Source organism: Leifsonia sp. NPDC058194, from assembly GCF_042883605.1.
In the GTDB taxonomy this organism is placed as follows: Bacteria; Actinomycetota; Actinomycetes; order Actinomycetales; family Microbacteriaceae; genus Leifsonia.
In genome coordinates, this window is the sequence record NZ_JBHVVL010000007.1 from 134358 (window position 1) to 155753 (window position 21396).

General features: G+C 71.7%; 18 protein-coding genes. 8 read left to right on the top strand and 10 right to left on the bottom strand.

Features of this window, described 5'->3' with window-relative positions:
* Together ACFVU2_RS20695 and ACFVU2_RS20700 are read left to right on the top strand one after the other, a co-directional pair.
* Complete coding sequence (locus ACFVU2_RS20695) at positions 1-1293, top strand: O-acetylhomoserine aminocarboxypropyltransferase/cysteine synthase family protein (protein WP_387878470.1); 1293 nt, start codon at positions 1-3, stop codon at positions 1291-1293.
* A gap of 41 nt (positions 1294-1334) precedes the next feature.
* The gene (locus ACFVU2_RS20700; protein ID WP_387878622.1) at positions 1335-1865 is read left to right on the top strand and encodes a CoA-binding protein; all 531 of its coding nucleotides are present in this window, start codon (positions 1335-1337) and stop codon (positions 1863-1865) included.
* 76 nt (positions 1866-1941) lie between these two features.
* Here the strand turns inward: ACFVU2_RS20700 and ACFVU2_RS20705 are convergent, their stop codons facing one another.
* Complete coding sequence (locus ACFVU2_RS20705; protein WP_387878472.1) at positions 1942-2523, bottom strand: class I SAM-dependent methyltransferase; 582 nt, start codon at positions 2521-2523, stop codon at positions 1942-1944.
* Between the two features lie 60 nt (positions 2524-2583).
* Here ACFVU2_RS20705 and ACFVU2_RS20710 point away from each other — a divergent pair, with 60 nt between their 5' ends.
* Positions 2584-5871 carry an ATP-binding protein gene (locus tag ACFVU2_RS20710; RefSeq protein ID WP_387878473.1) on the top strand — a complete coding sequence of 1096 codons (3288 nt, stop codon included), beginning with the start codon at positions 2584-2586 and terminating at the stop codon, positions 5869-5871.
* Between the two features lie 73 nt (positions 5872-5944).
* On the opposite strand, the gene ACFVU2_RS20715 is transcribed toward ACFVU2_RS20710, so the two are convergent.
* Together ACFVU2_RS20715 and ACFVU2_RS20720 are read right to left on the bottom strand one after the other, a co-directional pair.
* Positions 5945-6763: an ABC transporter permease gene (locus ACFVU2_RS20715; protein ID WP_387878476.1), complete on the bottom strand. Its 819-nt coding sequence runs from the start codon at positions 6761-6763 to the stop codon at positions 5945-5947.
* Positions 6760-7776, bottom strand: a complete 1017-nt coding sequence (locus ACFVU2_RS20720) for an ATP-binding cassette domain-containing protein (protein ID WP_387878479.1) — start codon at positions 7774-7776, stop codon at positions 6760-6762. The genes ACFVU2_RS20715 and ACFVU2_RS20720 overlap by 4 nt, the downstream gene beginning before the upstream one ends.
* 237 nt (positions 7777-8013) lie before the next feature.
* Between ACFVU2_RS20720 and ACFVU2_RS20725 the strand changes: the two genes are divergently transcribed.
* Positions 8014-9399 carry an L-serine ammonia-lyase gene (locus ACFVU2_RS20725; RefSeq protein ID WP_387878482.1) on the top strand — a complete coding sequence of 462 codons (1386 nt, stop codon included), beginning with the start codon at positions 8014-8016 and terminating at the stop codon, positions 9397-9399.
* A 132-nt stretch (positions 9400-9531) separates the two neighbouring features.
* Positions 9532-10425 (top strand): sulfurtransferase, encoded by an 894-nt coding sequence (locus tag ACFVU2_RS20730; protein ID WP_387878484.1) that lies wholly within the window; start codon positions 9532-9534, stop codon positions 10423-10425.
* Here ACFVU2_RS20730 and ACFVU2_RS20735 read toward each other — a convergent pair.
* Positions 10376-13231, bottom strand: a complete 2856-nt coding sequence (locus ACFVU2_RS20735; protein ID WP_387878487.1) for an FAD-binding and (Fe-S)-binding domain-containing protein — start codon at positions 13229-13231, stop codon at positions 10376-10378. The genes ACFVU2_RS20730 and ACFVU2_RS20735 overlap by 50 nt on opposite strands.
* Positions 13228-14157: a BadF/BadG/BcrA/BcrD ATPase family protein gene (locus ACFVU2_RS20740; protein ID WP_387878489.1), complete on the bottom strand. Its 930-nt coding sequence runs from the start codon at positions 14155-14157 to the stop codon at positions 13228-13230. Before ACFVU2_RS20740 ends, ACFVU2_RS20735 begins: the two co-directional genes overlap by 4 nt.
* 166 nt (positions 14158-14323) lie before the next feature.
* On the opposite strand from ACFVU2_RS20740, the gene ACFVU2_RS20745 reads away from it, so the two are divergent.
* A complete protein-coding gene (locus ACFVU2_RS20745; protein WP_387878492.1) occupies positions 14324-15202 on the top strand; it encodes a MurR/RpiR family transcriptional regulator in 879 nt (292 codons plus the stop codon).
* 73 nt (positions 15203-15275) lie between these two features.
* Entirely contained in the window at positions 15276-15764 is a 489-nt protein-coding gene (locus ACFVU2_RS20750) for a glutathione peroxidase (protein WP_387878495.1), read from the top strand.
* Positions 15765-15810: 46 nt separating this feature from the next.
* Here the strand turns inward: ACFVU2_RS20750 and ACFVU2_RS20755 are convergent, their stop codons facing one another.
* On the bottom strand, positions 15811-16101 hold the full coding sequence (locus ACFVU2_RS20755) for a hypothetical protein (protein ID WP_387878498.1): 291 nt from the start codon (positions 16099-16101) through the stop codon (positions 15811-15813).
* Positions 16102-16161: 60 nt separating this feature from the next.
* Here ACFVU2_RS20755 and ACFVU2_RS20760 point away from each other — a divergent pair, with 60 nt between their 5' ends.
* Positions 16162-16575, top strand: coding sequence for a TraR/DksA family transcriptional regulator (locus ACFVU2_RS20760; RefSeq protein WP_387878501.1), 414 nt, complete (start codon positions 16162-16164; stop codon positions 16573-16575).
* A gap of 61 nt (positions 16576-16636) precedes the next feature.
* Here the strand turns inward: ACFVU2_RS20760 and rhaS are convergent, their stop codons facing one another.
* Genes rhaS through ACFVU2_RS20780 form a run of 4 tightly spaced genes read right to left on the bottom strand, consistent with a single transcriptional unit; the run spans position 16637 to position 21325 of the window.
* Positions 16637-17683: a rhamnose ABC transporter substrate-binding protein gene (rhaS, locus tag ACFVU2_RS20765; RefSeq protein ID WP_387878504.1), complete on the bottom strand. Its 1047-nt coding sequence runs from the start codon at positions 17681-17683 to the stop codon at positions 16637-16639.
* A 38-nt stretch (positions 17684-17721) separates the two neighbouring features.
* Positions 17722-18762: an ABC transporter permease gene (locus ACFVU2_RS20770; RefSeq protein ID WP_387878507.1), complete on the bottom strand. Its 1041-nt coding sequence runs from the start codon at positions 18760-18762 to the stop codon at positions 17722-17724.
* Positions 18759-19799: an ABC transporter permease gene (locus tag ACFVU2_RS20775; protein ID WP_387878510.1), complete on the bottom strand. Its 1041-nt coding sequence runs from the start codon at positions 19797-19799 to the stop codon at positions 18759-18761. The genes ACFVU2_RS20770 and ACFVU2_RS20775 overlap by 4 nt, the downstream gene beginning before the upstream one ends.
* Positions 19796-21325: a sugar ABC transporter ATP-binding protein gene (locus ACFVU2_RS20780; protein ID WP_387878512.1), complete on the bottom strand. Its 1530-nt coding sequence runs from the start codon at positions 21323-21325 to the stop codon at positions 19796-19798. Before ACFVU2_RS20780 ends, ACFVU2_RS20775 begins: the two co-directional genes overlap by 4 nt.
* Positions 21326-21396 lie beyond the last annotated feature (71 nt).

Consider the following 21396-nt stretch of genomic DNA (forward strand, 5'->3'; position numbering starts at 1 on the left):
ATGGCAGATCGCGAATACGGTTTCCGCACGCGTGCGATCCACGCGGGCAACATCCCCGACCCCGTGACGGGAGCCCGTGCGCTTCCCATCTACCAGACCAGCGCGTTCGTCTTCGACGACACGGCCGACGCCGCCGCGCGCTTCGCGCTCCAGAAGTACGGGAACATCTACTCCCGCCTGGCCAACCCGACCGTCGCGTCGTTCGAGGAACGCATCGCCAGCCTCGAGGGCGGCCTCGGCGCCGTCGCAACGGCCTCCGGACTGAGCGCGCAGTACATCACCTTCGCGTCGCTCGCGGGTGCAGGCGACCACATCGTCGCCTCGGCGAACCTCTACGGCGGTTCGATCACGCAGCTCGACGTCACCCTGCGCCGGTTCGGGGTCGAGACCACCTTCATCCAGAGCTCCGACCCCGCCGACTACGCCGCGGCGATCACCGACAGGACGAAGGTCGTCTTCGCCGAGACGGTCGCCAACCCCTCCGGCGAGATCGCCGACATCGAGGGCCTCGCCGACGTCGCTCACGCCGCCGGCGTGCCCCTCGCCATCGACTCCACGATCGCGACCCCCTACCTCAACCGGCCGATCGAGTGGGGTGCCGACATCGTCATCCACTCGGCCACCAAGTTCCTCGGCGGCCACGGCACCACCCTCGGCGGCGTCGTCGTCGAGAGCGGCCGGTTCGACTGGCACTCGGAGCGCTTCCCGCTCTTCGGCGAGCCGGTCCCCTCGTACGGCGGCCTGCAGTGGTCGGGCAACTTCGGCGAATACGCCTTCCTCACCCGGCTGCGCGCGGAGCAGCTGCGCGACATCGGCCCCTCGCTCGCACCGCACTCCGCTTTCTTGCTCGCGCAGGGCGTGGAGACCCTCCCGTACCGCATCCAGGCGCACGTGGACAACGCACGGAAGGTCGCGGAATGGCTCGAGGCCGACCCGCGCATCGAGCACGTGTACTGGGCCGGCCTGCCGAACCACCCGCACCACGACCGCGCGCTCAAGTACCTGCCCGCCGGTGCCGGCAGCGTCTTCAGCTTCGTGGTGAAGGGCGGACGCCCGGTCGGGCAGAAGCTCATCGAATCGGTGAACCTGGCGAGCCACCTCGCCAACATCGGCGACGCCAAGACCCTGGTGATCCACCCGGCCTCCACCACGCACGCGCAGCTCACGGAGCAGCAGCTCGTCGACGCGGGCGTGCTGCCCGGCGTCGTGCGTATCAGCGTGGGCATCGAAGACGCCGACGACATCATCTACGATCTCGACCAGGCCCTCACCGAGGCCGTGAAGGAGGCGTGAGCGCCGTGACCGACACCACCGAGGTCCAGCTCGTCAACGGACTGAGCTGCGCCCTCCCCGCCGACTCCCCGCTCGCCAAGCTGCTCAAGTCGCAGCGCACGTGGATCGGCCCCGACGCCAAGAAGCGCCTCTCCATCCTGCGCGCGGCGAAGTCCGTCGCGATCGTCGGCGCCTCCCCCAACCCGGCGCGTTCGAGCTACTTCGTCGGCACGTACCTGCAGCAGTCGAGCGACTTCCGCGTGTACTTCGTGAACCCCAACGCCGACACCATCCTCGGCCAGCCCGCGTATCCCGACCTGGCATCGCTGCCCGAGGTGCCGGACATCGTGGACGTCTTCCGCAAGCCGAGCGACATCCCGGCCGTGATCGACGAGGCCATCGCGGTCGGCGCGCCGACCGTCTGGGTGCAGCTGGGCATCTGGAACCAGGAGGCGGCCGAGTACGGCGAGTCGAAGGGGCTCACCGTCGTCATGGACCGCTGCATCAAGATCGAGCACGCCCGCTTCCACGGCGGCCTGCACCTGCTCGGCTTCGACACCGGCCAGATCACCGCGCGCAAGACCCTTCGCTGAGCGCGCTCGGCCGTCGAGGCGGCGAATAGTCCGCCGTTTCGACGCGAGACGGCGGACTATTCGCCGCCTCGGCGGGTCAGGCGCGGGCGATGACGTGGAAGACGTGCCAGTGCTTGGGACCCTCGAACGACATCCCGCGGCGGTCGTCCTCCACGAGCTGCAGCACGTCCATCCCCGCCAGCATGCCGGTCACCCCGGCACGATCGTGGAAGTTCATCGCCGGCCGGCCGAACCAGTCGTCGTGGGGGCCGAAGAACTCCCCGGCGAACAGGGCGCCGGGGCGCAGAGAGTCCCGGATGTCGGCCCACACGTAGGGGAACCGGTCCGCCTCGCAGAACGGCAGGGCGAAGCCGGCGTACACGAAGTCGGCCGCAGGCAGATCGCCCAGCGACTCGAAAGGCGCCGAGCGCACCACCAGCCGCGCGGCCTCCACCGGGGCGAGCCCCGCGATCGCACGCTCCTCGACCCCGGGATCGGAATCGATCGCGAGCACGTTCCAGCCGCGTTTCGCGAGGTGGCGCGTCTCGACGCCGTCCCCACAGCCCAGATCGATCGCGTCGCCCGGCTCCCCCGGCCAGGCGGCGAGCGCGCTCGCGAACGTCGGGCGCACCGTGCGGCCGCCCTGCTGCTCGTAGAACTGGGACCAGTCGAACGCCATGACGCCGAGCCTACGCGCGTGCGCACCCGCCGTGCCCTCCGCGCTGGCTAAACTCGGCGAGTGGAGTCCGCGCCCTCATCCCCTCGCGTCGCCGTCCTCGGCCCCGTGCTGGTGGAGGACCGCACCGGCGCGCTCACCGAACCGGCCGGCGCGCGCGGCAAGCGGCTCATCGTCGCGCTGACGCTCGCTCGGGGCCCGCTGTCGGTCCCGGCTCTCGTCGCCGATCTCTGGGACGACGCCCCTCCGCGACAGGAGCGCGCGGCACTGCAGACCCTCGTGTCGCGCCTGCGGACGTCAAGTGCGGACGGCCTGGTGGAGTCGACCCCGGGCGGCTACGCCCTGGCCGTCGCAGCCGAACAAACCGATCTCGGCCTCGCCCGCCGGCGGGCAGCCACCGCTCGAGAACTCCTCACCGCCGGGGACGCCGACGCAGCGGCCCGGGAGGCGACGCAGGCGCTCGGGCTATGGCGCGGCGAGCCCGGCGCCGAACTCGGCGACGCCCCTCTAGCCGACGACCTGGCACGCACGGCCGCCTCCCTGCGCGCCGAGCTCCTGCTGGTCCGGGCCCGGGCGCGCCGAGCGGCAGGCGACGCGGACGGCGCTCTGGACGACCTCGCCCCGCTGCTCCTGTCCCACCCGCTGGACGAGTCCCTGCAGCTCGAGCGGATGTCCGCCCTCGCCGCCGCCGGACGACGCAGCGACGCGCTCCTCGCGTTCGCCGAGCTCAAGGAGGCCATGCTCGACCGGCTCGGCACGCGCCCCGGCCCCGAGCTGGTCGCCTTCAACGCCCGGCTGCTCGCCGAGGAGGACACCCCGGAACCGAGCTCCTCCAAGCAGCTCCGCATCGGGCTGCGGAGCGCCCCGAACGCCCTCCTCGGCCGCGAGTACGACCTGCAGGCCCTCGAGGATCTGATCGCCACCTCCCGGCTGACGACGATCCTCGGTGCGGGAGGCCTCGGCAAGACGCGACTGGCCCAGGAGGTGGGCCGGCGCGCCATCCACACCCCCGCGGTCGTCTTCGTGGAACTGGCGAGCGTACGCACCGCGGAGGACATCGAGCTGGCCTTCGCGTCCACCCTCGGGATCCGGGAGGCCCGCAGCACGCGGTCCGGCGACCCGGGCGCGCTCGTCGACCTCCACTCCCGCATCCTCGGGCTGCTCGCCGAGCGCGAGACCCTGCTGATCGTCGACAACTGCGAGCACATCGTGGACGCCGCCGCCGCCTACGTCGCCGACATCCTCGAGGCGACCACCACTGTCCGCGTGCTGGCCACGAGCCGGTCCCCGCTCGCGATCGGCGCCGAGCGCGTCTACCCGCTCGACTCGCTGCCGAGCGCGGACGACGGCCCGGCCGTCGAGCTCTTCGTCGAGCGGGCGCGGGCGGCGCGGCCCGGCGTCGTGCTGCCGCTGGACACCGTCGCCCGGCTCTGCGATCGCCTCGACGGCCTCCCCCTCGCGATCGAGCTCGCCGCCGCGCGGACGCGCTCACTGTCGGTCGAGGAGATCGAGCGCCGGCTGAGCAACCGCTTCGCGCTCCTGACCGGCGGCGAGCGCACCGCGCCGGAACGGCATCGCACCCTCTTCGCCGTCATCGACTGGAGCTGGAACCTGCTCGCCGCCTCGGAGCAGGCGCTCCTGCGGCGGCTCTCGGCTTTCCCCGACGGTTTCAGCGCGGAGGCCGCCGAGGCCGTCGCCGGCACGGGCGCGGACTCGGTGCTCGACGACCTCGACGCGCTGGTCGCGCAGTCCCTCGTCACCGTGTCGGAGGACGCCACCACGGGCCTCCTGCGGTACCGCATGCTCGAGACGGTGCGCGAGTTCGGCGACCGTGAGCTGACCGAGGCGGGCGAGTCCGACGAGGTGCGGGACGGCATGGACGCGTGGGCGGTCGCGTTCGCCCACCGGACGATGGAGACGATGCACGGCCGCGAGCTGGTGCAGACCTTCGCACGCGTGACCGCGGAGCAGGACAACCTCGTCGGCGTGCTGCGCTCGGCGCTCGACGGCCGTCGCCCCGCCACGGTGGCCGCCGTCTTCGCCCTCCTCTCGTACTACTGGTCGCTGCGCAGCGCGCACTCGGAGGTGCTCGGCTTCGGGCCGACCGTGCTGGCCTCGCTGTCGGACTGGGAACCGCTCGACGGCGAGCGGGAGGATGCGGCGGTCTGCTTCACGATCATCGGCGGCACCTTCCTCTACGTCGATCTGCGGACGGCGGTCCGGGCGATCTCGCGTCTCAAACGGCTCCGCCGGGTGCGGGCGTTCGCCGATCCGCGCCTGAACGCCATGTCGAACCTCATCACGGTGGCGGGCAAGGTCGAGCCGGGCATGCGGATGCTCGCCGAGTACGCCGCGTCGAGCGAGCCCGATGTCGCCGTGATGGGCAACCTCCTGCTGGCGCAGCTGCACGAGAACGCCGGCGAGCTCCAGGCGGGTCTCGCGGAGGCGCACCGCGCCTACACGCTCGGGCAGGTCGTCGAGGACGCCTGGTCGACCGCCTCGGCTGCTCAGGCTCTGGCCCAGCTGCACAGCCAGCTGGCCGATCCGGTGGAGGCGCTCCGCTGGGCTCAGCGCGCGCACGACGGACTCGCGCCGCTGCAGGCCGCGGGCGATCTGCGCCAGCTCGACTGGCTCATCGCGATCAACTCCATCACGGTGGGCGACACCGCACGCGGTCGCGAACTCCTCGACACCTACCTGAGCGTGGAGGTCGACCGCACGGGCTTCGACTACGTGGACTACTACGGCATCGGCTACGGCGGGCTGGCGGAGATCTCGCTGGCCGAAGGCGACCTGGCGGGCGGTCTGCGGCACTACGCCGAGGCCGTCGGTGTGTTCGTCGACGACGGGACGGCGCAGCGGGAGACCCTCACCAACCCGTGGCTGACGATGCTCGGGGCGGCCGAGACCGTCGTCCAGCTGCGGGCGCACGCGGCCGGACCCGAGGAGCTCGCGCCCGGGACGGTGACCTGGGAGGCCACCGACGAGCTCGCCCGCCGCCTCCGCGTGCGTGTGCTCGTCCTCACCCGGCTGAGCACCTGGTACGTCGACAAGCCGGTGCTGGGAAGCGGCCTGCTGGGCTACGCCGCCTGGATGCTCGACGAGCACACGGCCGGCGGCCGCGGCGACCGGTGGGTGGAGACCGGGCTCGCCCTGGTCGGGATCGCGACCCGGCTGAACTCGCGCCAAGACCTCGCCAGCATGCATCGGACGCGCATCCTGGCGCCGATCGCCGCATCCTGGGGCGCCGAACGACTGGCGGAGGCGGTGGAGGCGGCCGCGGGCCTGACCCTCGACGAGGCATCGGCCCGCGGCCTGGACCTGCTGCGATCGGTGAAGCCGGCCCGCTGAGCCTCCCCCGCACGCGAAGCGGCCGCCGCACCCCTCCGCAGGGTACGACGGCCGCTGTCTGCGAGCGCGGGGCTTACGCCTTGCGCATGTAGGCCCGGACGGTGAGCGGGGCGAAGACCGCCACGATCACCGCGGCGCCCAGGAGCGCCCACCAGCCGTCGGCCGGGAAGGTGCCGTTGTTGGCCAGATCGCGGACGGCCGTGACCAGGTGCGACACCGGGTTGATGTTCACGAAGGTCTGCAGCCAGTCCGGGAGGGTGCTCGCCTGCACGAACGCGTTCGAGAAGAACGTGAGCGGGAAGAGCACGAGGAACGAGATCCCCTGCACGGAGCCCGCGGTGCGCGCGATCACACCGAAGAAGGCGAAGATCCAGCTGATCGCCCAGGCGCAGACGATGACGAGCAGACCGGCGAGCACGACGAAGCCGATCCCGGCGGCGGGGCGCCAGCCCATGACGAAGCCCGTGACGAACGTGATCGTGGTGGCGATCGCGTAGCGCAGGGTGTCCGCGAGCAGTGCGCCCGAGAGGGGCGCGATCCGTGCGATCGGCATCGACTTGAAGCGGTCGAACACACCCTTGTCCATGTCTTCGCGCAACTGGACGCCGGTGACGACGGAGGTCGTGATCACGGTCTGGGCGAGGATGCCCGGGATGAGGTACGGCAGGTATGCGCTGACCCCTCCCGCGAGCGCCCCGCCGAACAGCAGCGCGAACATGATCGTGAAGATGATCGGCTGCAGCGTCACATCGAAGAGCTGCTCCGGCGTCCGCTTGATCTTCAGCAGCCCGCGGCGGGCCATGGTCAGCGTGTTGGCCAGGGTCTGGCGGACGCTGACGTGGTTCTTCAGGTTCCGCTCGGACGGCGGGGTGATGGTGGCGATGGCGCTCATGCACGGACTCCTTCTGTGACAGCGGCCTTCTCGGCCGGGTCGGACTCGTCGTCCGTGTTCTCCGCTTCGACGCCGTGCCCGGTGAGGGTAAGGAACACCTCGTCGAGGGTCGGCTTCTGGACGGACATCTCCGCCAGGTGGATGCCCGCTTCGCGGAAGGTGACGAACAGGTCGGTCACCGCGTCCGCGTCGCGCATCGGAGCGGTCAGGCGCGCCCCCTCCGGGGAGACGACCGCGTCGACGCCGAGCACCGTCGCGATGGCGCGACGCGCGTCCTCGACGTCCGCCGCGTCGGCGAGGCGCAGCTGCAGCGACGAATCGCCGACCGAGGCCTTCAGCTCGTCGCTGGTGCCTTCCGCGACCACGCGGCCGCGGTCGATGACCGCGATGCGGTCGGCCAGCTGGTCGGCCTCGTCGAGGTACTGCGTGGTGAGGAGCACGGTGGAGCCGGTCGACACCAGACGCCGGATCGTGTCCCACATCTGCGAGCGGGTCCGCGGGTCGAGACCGGTGGTCGGCTCGTCGAGGAAGATCAGCGGCGGCTGCGCGATGAGGCTGGCGGCCAGGTCGAGCCGCCGGCGCATTCCGCCGGAGAACTTCTTGAGCGGGCGGTTGGCCGCGTCGGTGAGCCCGAACTCGGCGAGGAGCTCGGCGGTCTTGGCTTTCGCCTCCCGGCCGCTCAGTCCGAGGAGCCGCGCGAAGATCATGAGGTTCTCGTTGGCCGACAGCGTCTCGTCGACGGAGGCGAACTGCGCCGTGACGCCGAGGAGCTGGCGGACGATCTGCTGCTCCTTGCGGATGTCGTGGCCGAAGATGGTGGCCTCGCCGGCATCCGGCTTCAGCAGGGTGGCGAGCATGGAGATGGTGGTGGTCTTGCCGGCGCCGTTCGGCCCCAGCACGCCATAGACGGTGCCGGCGCGGACGTTCAGGTCGACGCCGTCGACCGCGCGGTTCTCGCCGAAGACCTTGACGAGCCCGTGGGCCTCGACGGCCCATTCGGAGCTGCGAGTCATGGTGGTCCTTCCTTTCGGATCGGGTGATGTCTCGATGGTGGCGCGACCCGCTTGCACCGCGCTTACGCGGCGCTTACAGCGCGGGCCGCGCGATGAAAGCGGGTGAAAGCACGGGTGGACGGTGGCGTCGGCGGTTCCGGGAAAGTCCCCGTGCCGCCCGCCTGAAACGCAGGGATCCCGCGCACCTTCGTCGCCATACGCGGATTCCGTGCGCGCGGAGCGACGTAGACTGACGATGTGACTGCGTACGTCTCGGCCTTCGACCTGTTCTCGATCGGCATCGGCCCTTCGAGTTCGCACACCGTCGGACCCCTCCGGGCCGCGCGCGCGTTCGCGATGCGGCTGGCCGCCGACGGCCTCCTCGAGCACGTCGATCAGGTCACCTGCACGCTGTACGGATCGCTCGGCTCCACCGGGATCGGACACGGGACCCCCGATGCCGTCGTCGCGGGCCTCCGGGGCCTCGAACCCGAGACCTGCCGCCCCGACGACGTCCGCGGCGCCTGGAGCGGCCTCGGCGACGACGGTCGGCTCGCGCTGGCGGGCACACGTGAGATCCCGTTCACGCGCGACGACATCGCCTTCGAGCCACGGACCCGGCTCCCCGGTCACCCGAACGCCCTGACGCTGCGCGCGTGGGGCCGCGGGGCCGCAGGCGCCCGCGAACCCCTCCCCCTGCGCGAGGAGACCTACTACTCCATCGGGGGCGGCTTCATCCGTCGCGACGGCGAGGAGGCCGACCTGGCCGCGCGCGCCTCCCATCCCCTCCCGTACGACACGGCGGAGGAGCTGCTGGCCATCTGCGAGCGGCTCGACATCCCGATCTGCGAGGTGGCCCGCCGCAACGAGGCGGCACTGCACGGCTCGGAGCGCACGAGCGAGCGACTCGACCTCATCTGGGAGGCGATGGCGGAGTGCGTCGCCAACGGGCTCGCGGGCACCGGCACCCTCCCGGGCGGTCTCCAGGTGCCCCGCCGGGCCGCTGCCATGCGCGAGCACCTCGAACGCGTGCAGGACGACCCGGGTCGTGCCACCGCCCTCGAATGGCTGCACGCGTTCGCCCTCGCCGTCAACGAGGAGAACGCGTCCGGCGGACGCGTCGTCACCGCCCCGACGAACGGCGCCGCCGGCATCGTCCCGGCCGTGGCCCACTACTACCTGCGTTTCGTGCCGGGAGCCACGGCCGACGGCATCCGCCGCTACCTGCTGACCGCGACCGCGATCGGCTCGCTCTTCAAGGCGAACGCCTCCATCTCGGGCGCCGAGGGAGGCTGCCAGGCCGAGGTCGGTTCGGCCTGCGCCATGGCGGCGGGCGCCCTCTGCGCGGTACTCGGAGGCACACCGCGCCAGGTGGAGAACGCCGCGGAGATCGCGATGGAGCACCACCTGGGCCTCACCTGCGACCCGGTCGGCGGTCTGGTGCAGATCCCGTGCATCGAGCGCAACGCGATCGCCTCCTCCACCGCCGTCTCGGCCGCGCGCCTCGCCCTGCACGGCGACGGCTCCCATCTGGTCTCCCTCGACACCGTGATCGAGACCATGCGGCAGACCGGCATCGACATGTCGACCAAGTACAAGGAGACCAGCGAGGGCGGCCTCGCCGTGAACGTCATCGAGTGCTGACACGCCACTCCGCCCCGCCCCGCCCCGCCCGCCCGTGCTGACTCGCGGCCCGGGGTGCGCGGGTCGGGCGTGGGGTTACGCCGCGTTGCGGCGGGGCTCCCGAGCGTCGGCGGCCCCGCCTACCGTGGTGCTGTGAGCACGACACCGGCACCCGACGACTCCCGTTCGACCGCGATCGGCGCGGCCCTGGCCGGCCCGCTGGTCTCGACGCAATGGCTCTGCGACCACCTCGGCTCCGAAGGCCTCGTCGTGCTGGATGCGACGGTCGTGCCGTCCGCAGGACCCGGCGGCCGGCCGACGTTCGTGAGCGGCCTCGACCAGTACCTGGTCGACGGTCACATCCCGGGCGCGGTGTTCGGCGAGCTGCTCGGCGGATTCAGCGACCCGACGGGCGCGTACCCGTTCACGCGGCCGTCCGCCCACGACTTCGCCGCGGCCGCCGATGCGGTCGGTGTGGACGCCGGGACGACAGTCGTGATCTACGACTCGGCCGCCGGCCAGTGGGCCGCACGCCTGTGGTGGCTGTTCCGCGCCTTCGGCCATGACCGCGTGGCCGTGCTCGACGGCGGCGCCACCGCGTGGCGCGCCGAAGGGCGGCCCGTCTCCCGCGGTCACGTCGAGCCGCGCTCCGGGCGCGGGTTCTCCGCCGTGGAACGGCCGGAGCTCTGGGCCGACAAGGCCGCCGTCGCCGAGATCGTCTCGGGCGACCGCCCGGCGACGCTGCTCTGCGGGGTGCCGGCACGGGATTTCGCCGCCGCGCACATCCCGGGCAGCCTCAGCGTGCCCGCCGCCCGGCTGATCTCGCGCGAGACCAACACGTTCCTACCCGCGCGCGAGCTCCGCGAGCTGTTCGCGGACGCTCTGGCCGCACAGGATCCGATCGTCGCATACTGCCGCAGCGGCATCGCAGCCGCCGCCGACGCGCTCGCCCTGGCCGTGCTCGGCCGCACGGATGTCGCGGTCTACGACGCGTCGCTCAGCGAGTGGACGACCGACCCGCAGGCACCGCTGGCGTCGGTCGCGTAGCCTCCTCCACCAGCTCCAGGATGTGCCGGTAGCGCTGCCCGGTCGCCCGCGACATCCCGAGCTCGCAGGTACGGTTGGCCGACGCGTAGGCGGTCACGGTCCCGGCTGCCGCCGCCTCCGCCGCGAGCACGCCGACCTCGGCCGCCTCGCGCTCGGTCGCGGAGGCCGTCAGCTCGGGATGCAGCAGCCCGCGATCGCCCGCGAACGCGCAGCACCCCGCGTCGATCGGCACCGTCACGTCGGCGGCGACGGCCTCGGCGACGCGCCGCAGTGCGCCGTCGACGCCCAGACGCTGGGTCGAGCAGGTGGGGTGCAGCACCAGCGACGGCAGCTCGTCCACCACGTCGAGGCCCGGCAGGAGGGTCGTCGCAGCGAAGTCCACGGAGTCCACGAACCGAAGCCGGTCGTAGTCGCCGCCGGCCTTCACGGCCGCGTCGCGCAGCGCCTCCAGGCCCTCGGTACAGGATGCCGCGTCGCAGACGACGGGCAGCTCGCCGCCGCGGGAGGCCGCGAGCAGCGCGGGCAGCACGCGCTCGGACATGCGCTCGTGACCGTCGTGGAACCCCTTCGACTTCCAGGGGGTGCCGCAGCACATCGAGGAGATGCCGTCCGGCACGGTCACCTCGACACCGGCACGCTCGCACAGGGCGAGGAAGGCGGACGTCGAGCCCATCCCGTCGCCCTCGGCGCCGAACATGGTGCCGATGCAGGCGGCGAAGAACACCGCCTGCGGTTCGGCGGACGCCCGCGGCGAACGGCGCTTGCCGCCGCGCGGGAGACCGGCCTCGTACCGCGGCACGGTGTCCGCACCGAGGATCGCCCGGCCGACGTCGGTCGCCGCACGCACCAGCGGCACGGGCAGTGCCTCTGCGATGGTGAGCGCCACGCCGCCGGCGCGACTGACCGGCCCCCAGGCCGCGGCCGCCGCGTCCCAGGTGCCGGAGGCGACGCGCGACGCGGACTCCCCGCGCAGGCGTCGCACCAGGTCGCCGGTGTTGATGTTGACCGGGCACGCCGTCTGGCACATCCCGTCAACCGCGCAGGTCTGCACGCCCGCGTAGTCGTAGTCGTTGCGGAGCTCCGCGGCGAGCGCATCGTCGCCGGCGAGCTCGGCCGCGCGCAGCTCCCGCCGCAGCACGATGCGCTGGCGCGGGGTGAGGGTGAGGTCGCGCGAGGGGCACGCCGGCTCGCAGTAGCCGCATTCGACGCAGCGGTCGACCTCCTCCTCGACGGCCGGTGCCGTCTTGAGGTCGCGCAGATACGAGTCGGGGTCGTCGCTGAGCAGCACTCCGGGGTTGAGGATGCCGTGCGGGTCGAAGAGGCGCTTGACCTCCCGCATCACCGCGTACAGCTCGTCGCCGTACTGGCGGCGGACGAACGGCGCCATGATGCGGCCCGTTCCGTGCTCGGCCTTGAGCGAGCCGCCGAGCCCCAGGATCAGCTCGACCATGTCGTCGGTGAACGCCCGGTACCGGTCGACCCCGGTCTGCTCGCCCAGCCGCTCGCTGAGCATGAAGTGGATGTTGCCGTCTTTCGCGTGGCCGAAGATCACGCTGTCCTCGTAGCCGTGCGCGGCGAACAGGTCGCGCAGGCCGGCGCAGGCGTCGAGGAGGGTCGGCACGGGCACCACGACATCCTCCAGGAGGGCCGTCGTGCCGGGCGCCCGGGCCTCGGCGACCGTCGTGTAGAGCCCCTTGCGGATGTGCCAGAGCGCGGCGCGCTCGCCCGGGTCGGTCGTGAAGCGCAGCGGGAGGCTGAGCGGCAGGGCGTCGAAGACCGGCGCCGCGTCGGCGCGAGCACCCTCGGCGGCCCGCGCGTCGGGGCCGTGGAACTCGATCAGGAATGCGGCGTGGTCGTCGATCTCCAGCTCGCGCAGCTCGGCGGGCGCGTCGTCGGCGCCGGCCGCCAGCCGCAGCGAGGTGGAGTCCATGAGCTCCACGGTCGCGGCGCCGGTGGCGACGATCGCCGGGAGCGCCGCCGTCGCCTCCCGCAGCGTCGCGAAGACGGCGAGTGCGGTCGTCGCGGCCGGCTGGAGGGTGACGGTGCGGAACACCGCCTCGGCCACGAAGCCGAGGGTGCCCTCGCTGCCGATGATGAGGTGGGTCAGGATGTCCACCGCGATGTCGAAGTCGAGGAAGGCGTTGATCCCGTAGCCCATGGTGTTCTTCATGGCGAAGAAGCGCTCGATCGTCGCCACCGACTCCGGGTCGGCGCGCACGCGATCGCGCAGTGCGAGCAGCCCGGCGTGCAGCTCCGGCTCGGCGGCGCGCAGGCGCTCATCGGCGTCGGCGAGGGAGGTGTCGAGCACCGTCCCGCTCGGCAGCACCACGACGAGTGACTCCAGGGTGCGGTAGGTGTTCTGCTCGATGCCGCAGGCCATGCCGCTCGAGTTGTTCGCCACGACCCCGCCGATCGTGCAGGCGATCTCGCTCGCCGGGTCGGGCCCGAGCTTGCGCCCGTGCCGGGCGAGGCGGCCGTTCACCTGGCGGACGGTCATACCGGGCTGCACCCGCACGCGTGCGCCGCCGTCGAGCACGTCGGCCGTGCGGAACGCGTGGCGCGTGTCGGCGAGGACGCCGGCCGTCACGCCCTGGCCGGACAGGCTGGTGCCACCCGAGCGGAAGGTCACCGGCAGACCGCGATCGCGGGCGGAGACCAGGAGGTCGGCGACCTCCTGGGCCGTGCCCGGGCGGGCGACCTCCGCGGGGACGAGCAGGTAGTGCGACGCATCGTGCGCGGCCGCGTGGCGGTCGATGGCTTTGGTGGAGACGGGCACGGTGGAGCCGGGCGCGGTGGAGGCGGTCACGGGCGGGCTCCTGCGGTGTCGATGGTGAGATAGGGCGGGTGACCGCCGTCGGGCAGGCCGTCCGCATCGGCGAGCAGGAGCGCGCCGTCGAGCGGGCGCACCGCCGGAGTCAGCAGTTCGACGCCCGGAGCCATCTGAGCGAGACGTTCGCGCAGCGGGTCGAGCAGCAGCGCACCGACACCGGTCACGCCGCCGATCACGGCGAGCCTGCGCGGGACGGGCGCGGCGAGCAGCGCCCCGGCCGTCGCGGCGAGCGCCTCGGCGGCGTCGTGCCAGATCCTGAGCGCGACCGCATCCCCCTCCCGGGCGGCGTCGGCCACCGCGGGAGCGAAGGAGGCGAGGACACCCGCGCGGTCATCCCGGGTGTACAGACGCGACGGGAGGCTCTCGGCCGGCCCGAGCAGGCGTTCGGCGGCCGCCAGCAGCACGGGCGATCCACCGGGGCGGCCGTCGTGCTGGCGCACCGCAGCGCGTAAGCCGGCGAGGCCGAGCCACGCGCCGCCCCCCTCATCGCCGAGGAGGTGACCCCAGCCGTCCGCCCGGCGCCAGACATCGTGGAAGTCCGTCGCGAGCCCGACCACGCCCGTCCCGACCGCGAGCACGGCGCCGCCGTCGAGGCCGAGGGCGGCCGCGGCGGCCGTCACGGCGTCAGAGGCGAGCAGGATGCGCGCGCGCGGCCAACGTCGGCGCAGCTCGGCGAGCACGGCGGCGGGCGGGGTCAGGCCGAGCAGTCCGCTCATTCCGACCGAGACCGTAGTGACGGCGGCGACACCATCCGTCGGCAGCCCGGCGAGCAGGTCGTCAAGGAGGGGCGCGACGCGGATCCCGTCGGGGCCGACGCTGACGCCGGGACCGGTCGCCGGTTCCACCCCCGTGAGCGCCGCGCGCGAGCCGGTCCCGCCGATGTCGATCGCGAGCACGCTCACGCTCCGGTCACCCCGTCGATCCCTCGGCGCACGGCCGCCTCCTTCGTCGCCCTGCCGGTCCGCTCGAACCGACAGGAAACACCATGACGTAAATTTACCGCCGATTCAATTCAAAGGAATATCGTTTACATGCCGCGACTCCTCCCGAGCCGGCGGAGAGGATGCGATGAACGTGGACGCCGTCGCCCGGATCACGCAGGCCCTGCCGGGGCTGCGGCCGTCGGAGCAGCGGGTCGGCCGGCTGATCCTGGCCGAACCGGTCGCGGTCGTCGACCTCCCGATCACGGGTCTCGCCGAGCGCTGCGCGGTGTCTGTCGCCACGGTCGTCCGGTTCTGCCAGGCCGTGGGGTACGCCGGCTACGGCGCCCTGCGGCTCGACCTCGCCTCGACCCGCGGGCGCGAGGAGGTGTCACTCGACCGGTTCGGCGTCGCCGACGCCGAGATCTCCCCCGACGACGACGGCCGCGACGTCCTCGCCAAGATCGCCTACCACGAGGCGCGCGCCATCGAGTCGACGGCGTCGAGCATCGACGTGCCGACTCTGGATGCGGTCGCCGCCGCGGTGGTCGCCGCCGACCGTGTCGAGATCTACGGCGCCGCCTCCAGCAGCCTCGCCGCCATCGACCTGCAGCAGAAGCTGCATCGGATCGGTGTCATCGCGTTCAACACCAGCGACATCCACCTCGCCCTCACCGGCGCCGCGCTGCTCTCCGAGCGCTCCGTCTCGATCGGGTTCTCGCACTCGGGGCTGACGCGGGAGGCCGTGGACAGCCTCCGCACGGCGGGTCGCGCAGGTGCGACCACGGTCGCAGTCACCAACTTCCCCGCGTCGCCGATCGCCCAGCACGCCGATCACGTGCTCGTGACGAGCGCGAGCGAGACCCGCTACCGGCCGGGAGCCATGTCGAGCCGGATCGCGCAGCTCGCCGTCGTCGACTTCCTCTTCGTGCGCATCGTGCAACGGTTGGACCCCGACTCCCTCCCCTCGCTCCGGCTCACCTACGAGGCAGTGCAGACCCATCGGCATCCGCACGACGGCGGATGAGCCCCCGCTGAGTCTTCCCTGTGGACCGCGCCCTCGCGCCCCGAGGCCGCCTGCACTGTCTTACGCTCGCATCATGAGCCTCATGGACATCCCCTTCAGCACCATCGACGGCGCTCCGGCGTCGCTGGCCGACTACTCCGGCAAGGTCATCCTGATCGTCAACGTGGCCTCCCGCTGCGGACTCGCGCCGCAGTACGAGAAGCTCGAGAAGCTGCAGGAGACCTACGGCGACCGCGGGTTCACCGTGATCGGGTTCCCGAGCAACCAGTTCCTCCAGGAGCTGAGCTCCACCGACGCCATCAAGGAGTACTGCTCGACCACGTGGGGAGTGACGTTCCCGATGATGGAGAAGGTGCGCGTGAACGGCCGTTCGGCGCACCCGCTCTATGCGGAGCTGACCACCCACCCCGACGATGCGGGCAAGGCCGGCAAGGTCAAGTGGAACTTCGAGAAGTTCGTCGTGACGCCCGACGGTGCCGTGCACCGCTTCCGCCCGACGACCGAGCCCGACGACCCGGCGATCGTCTCGCTGATCGAGCAGACCCTCCCCGCGGCGGCCTGAGCCGGACACCGGAGCCGGACGGGCAGGACCCGGGTCGACGCACGCGTCACGCCCGGCGGAACCACCGCCCGCCCACCCGCTCGGTGAGCCGCCAGCCCGTCGTCGCGGCCACCGCCTGCACGCCCGACAGGGTGCGCTGGGCGATGCGGAGCGCCTCCGGCACGGAATCGGCGACGAAGCGCACGGTCAGCCTCGCTTCGCGGGCGACCACGTCGACGCTCGACGCCTCGACGACGGTGAGTTCGGCGGCGGCGGCGACGGCGGCGGGTTCGACCGCCTGCGGCAGCACGCCGGCGCGCAGGGCGCCGACGGACACGATGACACGGTAGGAAGGCACGGTTACGAGCCTACGGGCGCGACCGGGGTTACCCTCTCACGGGGGGAAAGGAGTGCGTCGATGCACACCAGGACGGACACAGGCACGATCGATCTCTACGGCGTGAGCGGGCTCAGCGAAGACGAGCTCGACGAGCTCGCCGCGGCGCTCGACCGGCGCCGGCACGGCGACATCGCCGAGGGCGAGCACATCGCGGAGACCCTCGGGTCGCTGCTCGCCTCGCGGTCGGAGTCGACCGCCGACGACGAGCACGACCCCGAGGGTCCGACGCTCAGCTCGGAGTGGAGCCGGCTGCAGGCCCTCCGCTCGGATACGGCGGCCGACCTCGCGGCGGTCGAGGCGGCCGGCGAACGGCTCCGTCTCGGCACCTATGGCGTCTGCGCGCACTGCGTCCGGCCGATCGGCCTGGACCGGTTGCGGGCGCGGCCGACCGCCGAGCTCTGCATCTTCTGCGCGACTGCGGCCGAACGCTAGAACGGGCCGGCGCACGCGGCGCCGACCCGTCCCGAAGCGCCGCCCGAGGGCGACGGGTGGATCAGAAGTTGAACTTGTCGATGTTGTCCTTGTTGAACACGTACGGGTCACCGAGGAGCACGGTGTTGTTGTCGCCGACGGTGAACTTGCCGAGCTTGCCCGCCTCGAAGGAGTCGCCCTTCTTGCCGGTGATCGTGCCGTCGATCAGCGCCTTGGCGGTGAAGGCCGCGAGGTAGCCGAGGTCCTCCGGGTTCCAGAGCGCGAACTCGTCGACCGTGCCGTCCTTGACGAACTCCCGCATCTGGTTCGGCGTGCCGAGGCCGGTCAGCTTGACCTTGCCCTTGGCGTCCGAGGTCGAGAGGTAGCGGGCGGCCGCCGCGACGCCGACCGTGGTGGGCGAGATGATGCCCTTCAGGTTCGGGTGCGTCTGCAGCAGCGCGGCGGTCTTGTCGAACGAGGTCTGGTCGTCGTCGTTGCCGTACACGGTGTCGACGAGCTTCACGTTCGGGTGGTCCGCCGCGAGGTCCTTCTTCATCAGGTCGATCCAGGCGTTCTGGTTCGTCGCGTTCGCGGCGGCCGAGAGGATGGCGACCTCGCCGCTGTCCCCGATCTCCTTCGTGATGATGTCGACCTGCACCTTCGCGATGCCCTCGGCGGTCGCCTGGTTGACGAACACGTCGCGGTACTTCGCGTCAGTGTCGGAGTCGAAGGTGACGATCTTCACGCCGGCCGACTTCGCCTGGGTGAGCGCGCTGCCCAGCGCCGTCGGGTCATTGGCCGAGAGCACGATCGCGCCGACCTGCTGCTGGGTCAGCGTGTTGATGTAGCTGACCTGGGCGTCGGCGGTAGCGGTCGAGGGCCCGACCTGGTTGTAGGTGCCGCCGAACGACTTGATCGCGGTCTCGCCGCCCTTGTCGGAGGTGTCGAAGTACGGGTTGCCGAGGTTCTTGGGCAGGAAGGTGATCTTGTAGTTCTTGTCGCCGCCGGAGGTCGAACCCGACCCGGAGCCGGAGGAGCAGGCGGTCAGCGCGAGGGCGACCGCGACGACCCCGGCGCCGACGGTCAGGAGCCGGCGCGAAGCGCGGCGCGTGGTGGAGGGCAACATCATTGTTCCTTTCGATGGTGGTTGCAGTGGTGCGGGAGGGATCAGGTGAGCGTTCTGCGCCGGGTGGCGCGGGAGGCTTTGAACCAGGCGAGCAGGCGCGGCGAGAGCACCGAGACGATCAGCAGGACGCCGGTGATGATGTTGATCGCGTCGGAGCTGACGTTGGCGAGGCGGAGCGCGCTCTGCAGCACGCCGATGAGGAGCACACCGGCGACGACGCCGTGCAGCGCGCCTTTGCCTCCGAAGATGGACACCCCGCCGAGGAGCACGGCGGCGATCACCGAGAGCTCGAGGCCGGTCGCGTTGTCGCCGCGGGCGCTGCCGTAGCGCAGCGTCCAGTAGATGCCCGCCAGTGCCGAGATCAGCCCGGTGAGCATGAACGCGATGAACTTGGTGCGGGCGACGTTCACCCCCGAGAACGCGGCGGTCTCCTTGCTGAGACCGAGCGCGAACAGCCCGCGTCCGTAGGGGGTCGCGTGCAGCACGATCGCGAACACGATGATGAGGACGACCACCAGCACCATGACCACCGGTATCCCGGAGTTCCCGAACCTCATCTGGACGAGGTTCTGCCAGAAGAACGGGAAGTCGGTGATGGCGGTGGTGCCGAGCAGGCCGACCGCGATGCCGCGGAACAAGGCGAGCGTTCCGATCGTGACGGCGAGGGAGGGCAGCCCCACCACGGTGACGAGGAAGCCGTTGACCGCCCCCGCCAGCAGCCCGATCACGAGGCAGGCGACCATCGCCGCCTCGATCGGCCAGCCGGCCTTCGTCAGCACGCCGAGCAGCACGCTGCTCAGACCCAGGGTGCTCGCGACCGACAGGTCGATCTCGCCCGAGACGATCACGAACGTCATCGGCAGGGCGATCATGAGGATGGGCGTCACGTCCAGCAGCAGGAACCCCAGCGTCACCGTGGTGCCGAAGTTGGGCACCACGACGGACGCCACCACGGCGACGACGACGAGTGCGCCGATGACGGCGGTCTCCCGGGTGAGCACCCAGCGCTGCCAGAGCGGCCGGCTGTAGTCCGGATAGGTGCGGGGCGCCGCGGTCGTGGCGGCGGTGTCGATGCCGGTCATGCGGCGACCTCCCTGTCGGCGACGAGGCGGCGCGAGAGCCGCAGGGCGAGGACGCGGTCGAGGACGATGGCGCCGATGATGAGCACGCCGACCACCGCCTGCTGCCAGAAGTCCTGGATGCCGAGGATCGGCAGCGCCCGGTTGATGGTGAGGAGGAGCATCGCGCCCAGCGCCGCCCCGTACACCGAACCGCTGCCGCCGAAGATGGCGACGCCGCCGATGACGGCCGCCCCGACCGCCTGCAGCTCCAGGCCGGTGCCGGTCTGCGAGCTGACGGTGCCGTAGCGGGCGACGAACAGCACACCGGCGAGGCCGGCGAGTGCGCCCGAGAGGATGAACGCCGTGAGCACCCGGCGCGTGACCTTGAGGCCGTAGAGCTCGGCGGCCGCGGGGTCGGACCCGATGGCGTAGAGCTCGCGGCCACCCCTCCGGTTGCGCAGGTACCAGCCGGCGACGAGCAGCACCACCAGGGCGAGGATCGTCAGATACGGGATGCTGAGGAACGATCCCGTGCCGAGGTTCAGGAAGGCGGAGGGGACGTCGGAGGCGTTGATGCGGTTGCTTCCCGCCCAGAGCACGTTGATCCCGCGGTATGCGTAGAGCGTGCCGAGCGTGATCACCAGGGCGGGGACCTTGCCGTAGGCGACGAGCGCCCCGTTCACCAGGCCGAGCAGTCCGCCGGCGAGGGCGCCGATCACGAACACCAGGACGATCGGGATGCCCGGGATGCCCACGAACAGCTGCCCCGTGAGATACGCGGTGAGGCCCACCACGGATCCGACCGACAGGTCCACATTGCGGGTGATGATCACGATCGCCTGTCCGATCGCGACGAGCGCGAGGATCGCCGGGGTCAGGAGCAGGTCGCGCCAGCCGTCCGGGCTGAACAGGAAGCCCGGGTTGATCGCGGTGGTCACCGCGATCACGATGACGAGCGCGGCCAGGATGCCGGTCTCACGGGCACGCGTGAAGGTGCGGAAGGCGCGGCTCGCCGCACCGGGCCCGGCGGGAGCGGGCGTGATGGTCGGGGCGGTCATCGTGCGGCCTCCTCGGACGCGTGCGTTGCGGCGAACATGACGTTCTCGGCGTCGGCGGTCGCCCGGTCGAGATCGGCCGTGATCCGGCCCTCCCGCACCACGAGCACGCGGTCCGCCATGCCGAGCACCTCGGGCAGCTCGGACGAGATCATCAGGATGCCCATCCCGCGCCCGGCCAGCTCGGAGAGCAGCCGGTGCACCTCGGCCTTGGTGCCGACGTCGATGCCGCGGGTGGGCTCGTCGATGATCAGCACGCGCGGCTCGGTCGAGAGCCATTTGCCGAGCACGACCTTCTGCTGGTTGCCTCCGGAGAGCGTGCCCACCAGGGTGTCGAGCGCGTTGGTCTTGAGCTGGAGCCGGCTGGCCCAGACACGGGCGGACGCGTTCTCCGCGGAGTTGCGGATGAGCCCGAGCTTCGACAGCCGGGTGCGGATGGCGAGCGTGGAGTTGCGCGCGACCGACTCCTCCAGGACCAGGCCTTGCTTGCGGCGGTCCTCGGGGACGAGCGCGAGGCCGGCCGCCATCGCCGCCGTCGGGCGGCGCTTCGGGATCGGGCGTCCGGCGAGGCGCACCGTCCCGCTGTCGTAGCCGTCGACGCCGAAGACCGCGCGGGCGATCTCGCTGCGCCCGGCGCCGACCAGGCCGGCGAGGGCGACGATCTCGCCGGAGCGGACCGTGAGGTCGACGTCGGCGAAGACCCCGGCGGAGGTGAGTCCCTCGACCTCCAGCAGCGGCTCGCCGATGGTGGTCTCCTGCTTCGGGAACAGCTCGGTGACGTCGCGTCCGACCATCCGGCGCACGATCTCGTCCTCCGTCACCTCGGTCGTCGGGTCCGACGACACATACGAGCCGTCCCGCATGACGGTGATGGTGTCGCAGAGCGAGAAGACCTCGTCGAAGCGGTGGGAGATGAAGACGATGCCGCGACCCTCGTCGCGCAGGCTCCGGGCGACGGCGAACAGCCGTTCGACCTCGACGCCGGAGAGCGCGGCGGTCGGCTCGTCCATGATGAGCAGCCGGGCGTCGAGCGACACGGCCTTGGCGATCTCGATGATCTGCTGGTCGGCGATCGAGAGCCCCTCGGCCAGCCGATCGGGGTCGATGCGCACGCCGAGGCGCTGGAAGAGCGAGGCGACCTCGTTGCGCATCCGGCGGCGGTCGATGCGACCGAACCGGCCCGTGGGCTGGCGGCCCATGAACACGTTCTCGGTGACGGACAGGTCGGGGAAGAGGGTGGGCTCCTGGTAGATGACCGCCACCCCGGCCTGCTTGGCCTGGGCGGTCGAGGAGAAGTCGACGTCCTCCCCGCGGAGGCGGAACTCCCCCGCGTCGCGGCGGTACAGGCCGGCGACGATCTTGACGAGGGTGGATTTGCCCGCCCCGTTCTCACCGACGAGCGCGTGGATCGAGCCGGACTCGACGCGGATGCTGCCCGACCGCAGCGCGATCACGGCTCCGAACGACTTCACCACCCGCGACAGTTCCAGCACCGGCGGTGCCACTGTCGTGGGGTTGCTGCTGGACACTGCTGCCTCCTCATTGAGGTGAACGGGTTCATGAATCGATTCATGGACGATTCAGCTACACTATATTTGGG